The organism is Actinomadura sp. 7K507 (genome assembly GCF_004348425.1).
In the GTDB taxonomy this organism is placed as follows: domain Bacteria; phylum Actinomycetota; class Actinomycetes; order Streptosporangiales; family Streptosporangiaceae; genus Spirillospora.
In genome coordinates, this window is sequence record NZ_SMKK01000120.1 from 21059 (window position 1) to 27305 (window position 6247).

The 6247-nt window shown below is 71.3% G+C and carries 5 protein-coding genes; all 5 read left to right on the forward strand.

The window, feature by feature from the left end:
• The first annotated feature begins 1 nt into the window (after position 1).
• The 5 genes from E1285_RS25410 (at position 2) to E1285_RS25430 (ending at position 6070) form a co-directional block, all read left to right on the forward strand.
• Positions 2-529 carry a thiamine pyrophosphate-binding protein gene (locus tag E1285_RS25410; protein WP_165966755.1) on the forward strand — a complete coding sequence of 176 codons (528 nt, stop codon included), beginning with the start codon at positions 2-4 and terminating at the stop codon, positions 527-529.
• On the forward strand, positions 526-1170 hold the full coding sequence (locus tag E1285_RS25415; RefSeq protein ID WP_132156275.1) for a thiamine pyrophosphate-dependent enzyme: 645 nt from the start codon (positions 526-528) through the stop codon (positions 1168-1170). Before E1285_RS25410 ends, E1285_RS25415 begins: the two co-directional genes overlap by 4 nt.
• Entirely contained in the window at positions 1167-2696 is a 1530-nt protein-coding gene (locus E1285_RS25420) for an amidohydrolase (RefSeq protein WP_132156277.1), read from the forward strand. The genes E1285_RS25415 and E1285_RS25420 overlap by 4 nt, the downstream gene beginning before the upstream one ends.
• Positions 2697-2751: 55 nt before the next feature.
• Complete coding sequence (gene nhaA / locus E1285_RS25425) at positions 2752-4632, forward strand: Na+/H+ antiporter NhaA (protein WP_132156287.1); 1881 nt, start codon at positions 2752-2754, stop codon at positions 4630-4632.
• Between the two features lie 208 nt (positions 4633-4840).
• Positions 4841-6070, forward strand: coding sequence for a hypothetical protein (locus E1285_RS25430; RefSeq protein ID WP_132156279.1), 1230 nt, complete (start codon positions 4841-4843; stop codon positions 6068-6070).
• Positions 6071-6247 lie beyond the last annotated feature (177 nt).

Below are 6247 nucleotides of genomic sequence, written 5' to 3' on the forward strand. Positions count from 1 at the left end.
AATGAACACCGCAGAATCGGCGGGACGACCGGCCGCGCTCCTGCTCGAAGCGCTGGGCGAGGCGGGCATCGGCGTCGTGGCCAGCCTGCCCGACTCGTGGCTGTCGCCGCTGCTGGCGGCCGTCGACGCCGCCCCGGGCATGTGTCACGTCAAGGTCACCAGGGAGGACGACGCGCTGGGCGTCGCCGCCGGTGTCGCGCTTTCGGGCGGGCTCGGCGCGGTCGTCTGCCAGAACGCGGGATTGCTCGTCGGCGCGAACGCCCTCGCCGGCTACACCCATCTGCACGGGCTGCCGCTCCTGGTGGTGGCCGCGCAACGCGGGGACATCGACGACGGCTTCTACTACCAGGCGTACAAGGGACGCGTCGTGCCGCCCGTCCTCGACGCGCTCGGCGTCCCGTACCACCGGATGCGCGGCGGAGCCGATCCCGGCATGGTCACCGCCGCCGCCGACCAGGCCCGGCTGCACCGCCGGCCCGTCGTCCTGCTGCTCGACCGCGAGTCACTGCTGGGGGAGGCCGCCCGATGAGACGCCTGACGCTGGCGCGAACCGTCGCCGCCGCCCTAGCGGCCGACCGCACCGCCGATCGCACTGCCGACCGTGGTGCGGGCGGCGGGGCCGCCGACGACATCGTGATCTGCTCGCTGGGGTCCGCCGGACGGGCCTGGCGGGAAGCGGCCGCGCCCGACCTCACCTACTTCGCGTCCGATCCGATGGGCATGGCGCCCTCGCTCGCGCTCGGCTTCGCCCTGGCCCGCCCCGAGTACCGGGTGACGCTGATCGAGGGCGACGGCGACCTGGCGATGAACCTCGGCGTCCTCGCCACGATCGCGGGGGCGGCACCGCCGAACCTGCGCGTCGTCGTCTTCGCCAACGGACGGTACGAGACCGGCGGCGGCCAGGAACTCGCCGGCCGTCTGGACCTGGCCGCCGCCGCCCGCGCCTGCGGCTGGCGGCGGGTCGAGTCACCCCCGCCCGACGCGAACGACGCCGACGTCGCGGGCGCCGTCCGCCGGATGTACGCGGCCGAGGGCCCCGCCATGGTCGTCCAGGCCGTGGAGACCGAGGCATCGCCCTACCCCACGGCGGGCCGCTGGTCGCAGGCCGACGACAAGGCCGTCTTCCAGCGCGAACTCGCCGCCCGTGAACAGCTTGGAGGCCGATCATGAGCACGCCGGACACCACGGCGCCGGACACCACGGCGCCGGACACCACGGCGCCGGACACCACGGGAAGGACGCTGATCCGCGGCGGTCACGTCTTCGACGTGGAATCGGAGTTCGGGGTGAGCGACGTCCTGATCGAGGACGGCGTCATCACCCGCGTCGGCCCCGACCTCGCCGCGGACGGCGCCGAAGTCGTCGAGGCCTCCGCGCGCATCGTCATCCCGGGGCTGGTCAACGCCCACACGCATTCCAACCAGACCATCGAACGCGGCCTGTGCGACGACCTGCCGCTGGACACCTGGATGGTGCTCGCCAGCTACGGCGGCGCCGGGGCCCGGCTCAGCCCGCGCGAGCTGTACGTGTCGGCCATGCTCGGCGCGATCCAGATGCTGCGCACCGGGACGACGAGCGTCCTCGACTGCGCCCGCGCCGACCACGAGTGGATGGGCGACGGCCTGGACGCCATCACCCGCGCCTACGTCGACTCCGGCATGCGGGCCAACGTCGCCGCGCAGTACAGCGACCTGGACTTCTTCTCGTCGCTGCCGCTGGACCTGATCGACGGCACCGAGGACCTCGTCCGCCCGCCCCGCGCGAAGCCGGACGTCGTCCTCGACGAGGTGCTCGCCTACATCGGCCGCTGGCATGGCACCCACCCGCGGATCACGCCAATGCTGGGGCCGTCCTCGCTGCCGCGCTGCTCCACCGATCTCTTCAAGGCCAGCGCCGAGACCGCCCGCGAGCGCGGGCTGCGCCTCCAGACGCACCTGCTGTCGGCCAAGTCGCAGATCCATGTGGCGGACACGCGCTACGGCACCTCGACGGTCGAGTTCCTCGAACGCATCGGCTGCCTGGGCCCCTGGGCGTCCTTCGCCCACGCCATCTGGCTGAACGACGACGAGATCGCCAGGTTCGCCGCGTCCGACGCGGTCGCCGTCCACAACCCGGTCAGCAACCTCAAGCTCGGGGCCGGTGTGGCGCCCGTCCCGGAGATGCTGCGCGCCGGGGCGGCGGTCGCGCTGGGCTCCGACGGCGCCAGCAGCAACGACAGCCAGAACATGTGGGAGACGGTCAAGATGGCCGCCCTGCTGCCCCGGGCCGGCGGCGAGCCCGGGACCTGGCCGGGGGCATCGTCCGTCCTCGGCATGTGCTGGGACGGCGGGGCGCGCGCGCTCGGCAGCCCGGTCGGGCGCATCGCCCCCGGCCACCGCGCGGACATCGTGCTGCTGCGCACCAGCGAGGTGTTCGTCGCGCCGAAGGAGCAGGTCGCCTACCAGCTCGCCTACGGCGACATGGGCCACGCCGTCGACACCGTCCTCGTCGACGGGCAGACGGTCGTGCGGGACGGCAAGGTCCTCACGATCGACGTGGACGCCATCCTCGCCGAGGCGGCGGAGCTGGCGGCACGTGTCTGGAAGGGCCTGCCGGACCGGCTCACGAACTACCAGCGCACGGCCCCGCTGCTCCAGCGGCTGGAGAGCGAGGTCCGGCGGCGTCCCTGGTCACGCTCGTCCCCGGCCGCTCCCTGACCCGCATACCCCGCCCTCCTCTCAGGTCACGCTGCGTAAATAGACTCGCCGGGTGATGTGGACGAGGAAGCGCGACGACTCACAGACGCGGGCCAAGCGGCGGGAGCTCCTCGCTCAGCTGTCCGGGCCGGTGCGGCGCTTCATGGCGACGGAGGTGGGCGGCGCGGGCCTGCTGCTGGTCGCCGTCATCGTGGCCCTGGTCTGGGCGAACTCCCCATGGTCGGACGAGTACGAGTCCCTGTGGACGACGGAGGCGTCCATGTCGATCGGGGACGCCGTGCTGTCGATGGACCTCGGGCACTGGGTGAGCGACGGCCTGATGGCCCTGTTCTTCTTCGTGATCGGCCTGGAGGTCCGGTACGAGCTCTCCGTCGGCGAGCTGAGGGAACGCCGCCGCGTCGTCATCCCGATCGTGGGCGCCATCGGCGGGATGGCGATCCCGGCGCTCCTGTACCTGCTGATCGCGCCCGGGGGAGAGGCCGCGAACGGCTGGGGCGTGGTCATCGGCACCGACACGGCGTTCATGCTGGGCGCGCTCGCCGTCGTCGGGCCCACGTTCCAGACACAACTGCGCATCTTCCTGCTGGCGCTGACGGTCATCGACGACATCGTGGCCGTCAGCGTGATCGGCTTCGTCTACTCGGGCTCCATTCGCGTCCTGCCGCTGATCGCCATGTTCGTCCTCTGCGCGGCGGCGGTGGTCCTGAGCCGGCGGGGAGTCTGGCGCGCGGCTCCGTACGTGGCCGTCGTACTGGCGCTGTGGCTCGCCACCCTCCAGGCGGGCCTCCACGCGTCCATCGCGGGCATGCTCGGCGGTCTCCTCGTCCCCGCCTACGCGCCGGTGCGCGAGGCGGTCGAGAAGGCCGCCAAGAACGTTCGCGCGTTCAAGCAGTCGCCCATGGCCGACGTGGGGATGACGGCCCGTGTGGGGCTGACCCGTGCCGTGTCGGTCAACGAGCGGCTGCAGACGATCCTGCACCCCTGGACCAGCTACGTCATCGTGCCGGTCTTCGCGCTGGCGAACGCCGGCGTCGACCTCCGCGGCGGGGTCCTCGGCGAGGCGCTCACCTCACCGGTCACGTGGGCCGTGGTGGCCGGCCTCGTCCTGGGCAAGCCCCTCGGAGTCGGGCTGAGCGCCGTCCTCGCCACCCGGCTCAACATCGGGCATCTGCCCCGGGGCGTCAGCGCGGAGCACGTGTTCGGCGGCGCCGCCCTCTCCGGCATCGGGTTCACCATCTCGCTGCTGATCGCCCGCCTGGCCTTCGAGGACGAGATCCTCCGCGACGAGGCGACCGTCGGGGTCCTGCTCGCGGCGGTGCTGGCGACCCTCCTCGGGTGGGTGATGTTCCACGCGGCCGCCGTCCTGCGCGGCCAGTCGGAGGCGGACCTGCCGCGTTTCCTCGACCGGCCGGTGGACCCTGAGGTGGACCACATCAGAGGTCCCGTCGACGCGCCGCTCACCCTGGTGGAGTACGCCGACTTCGAGTGCCCGTTCTGCGCCCGCGCCACAGGGACCGCACTCGAACTGCGGAAGCGGTTCGGTGACGACCTGCGGTACGTCTTCCGGCACTTGCCGCTCCCGGACGTGCACCCCTACGCCGAACTCGCGGCCCACGCCGCGGTCGCGGCCGACGAGCAGGGACGGTTCTGGGAGATGCACGACCTCCTGTTCGTCCACCAGGACGAACTCCAGTACGAAGACCTCGCCGGTTACGCCGCAGACCTCGGAATGGACGTCGAGAAGTTCCTCCGCGACCTCGACGACGACAAGACGGCCGCCCGGGTCCGGGCCGACGTCGTCAGCGCCGAGGCCAGCGGCGCACGCGGCACACCGACCTTCTTCATCGACGACCGCCGCCACACCGGCCCCTTCGACGCGGAAACCCTCGCCCACGAACTTTTGGCATCCACCGGCCGCGCCCACCGCCAGGATTAACCTGTTGCGTCTCGGCCACTTTTGCATTCACGGTATGGCGGCGGGCGATGTTCGAAGGCTATAATTTCCGCCGTTCCAGTCGATTCGTGTCCGGCTCGGGTCGGTTCTCGCCCCTGCGCAGCAGCTTCCCCGCTCTTTGGCCGCTCAATGTGGCCGGACCAGCACATGCGGGAAAGGGCGTCGAGTGAATCGGACAACAGCATTCTGGATGATCGCGCTGGCGATCGTCCTCGGGATCGCCGGCATTGCCGTGCCGGCGAACGCGGAGGCGCACGGGCCACGTCCCTGCCCGCCGCAACTCACCGATCTGGAATTGCCCGCCGGGAAGGTGCACTCGGGCGGTGAGGCGACCGGCACGGTCCGGCTGAAATGCGCCTGGCGCCGGCCCGTCGAGGTGACGTTGGCGTCCGCGGATCCGTCCTGGGTGAGCGTGCCCGCGGCGGTCGTCGTTCCGGCCGGGGAGTCCGCGGCGGACTTTCCAATCCAGACGCACCAGCCGGATTACATTCGCGGCGACCTCAGCGTCTCTATCACGGCGAGGGTGCGCCATCAAGAAACCAGCCGGCCGCTGGTGCTCCAGCCCGGCCTGAAGTACTTGGTCGCCGATTCATCGGTCATCAGCGGTGATTCGGTCTCCCTCCAGATCGGGCTGAACGGGACCGCCCCCACGGGCGGTATGACCGTCAGCCTGGAAAGCGACAATGCGGCGCTTCAGGTGCCCGAGTCCATCACCATTCCTAGTGGCGCACTCGGCGTGGCCGGGACGTACGGGAAGACCGTTCGCATTCCGCAGGACGCCGACGTCACGCTCACGGCCACGCTTCCGGGACAGACCAAGACCGCGGTCGTCGCGCTTCAGGCATGGACGTACGACCCCGGAGACTGGAGCCTCACGGGTTCCGGAACCATGTACGGCGGCACTTCGTATCCCATGACCCTCGACCTGCCGAACCCTGTGCCGCACGGGGGCGTCGAGGTCACGTTCACCTCCGACAATCCCGATGTGGAACCTCCTTCGCCGATCACCCTCGCTGAAGGGACGAGCGGAGCGCGGACCGTGCGGCTCGGCGCCGGCACCGACGACGCCGGCCAGACCACGATCACCGCCACCATGGAGGGCGTCGGCAGCCGAAGCCACACCGTGCTCATACGTCCGGGGCTGCGGGAGATCGACATGCCGATGGTGCTCTTCGGCGGTCAGACCTTCGAGGGGACGGTCCATCTCGGCGCGGTCACGAGCGAGCCGGTCATCGTCGCCCTGAGCAGCGACAACCCGGTGCTGGGACTCCCCGCCGAGGTTGTCGTACCGGCCGGTGCGTCCTCTGTGGCCTTCACCGGCACGACCGGCGCCGTGACGGACTTCGAGTCCGCCAGGGTGACCGCGCAGATGGGCACGTCGCAGCTCAGCCGGAACGTCTACATCGACCCCGCGCCCTAGGGGACGGTCGATGGCCCCGGGGCCCGCCCGGTGTCGAGCGGGCCCCGGGGGTTAGCCGCCGAAGAGGGGGAGGCTGGCTCTGACGGTTTCGATCAGGCCGTAGGCGAGCGGGATTCCGACGATGAGCCAGGCGATGGTGAGGCGGGCCGGGGACGTGCCGGGTCCGGCCTCCGGGGC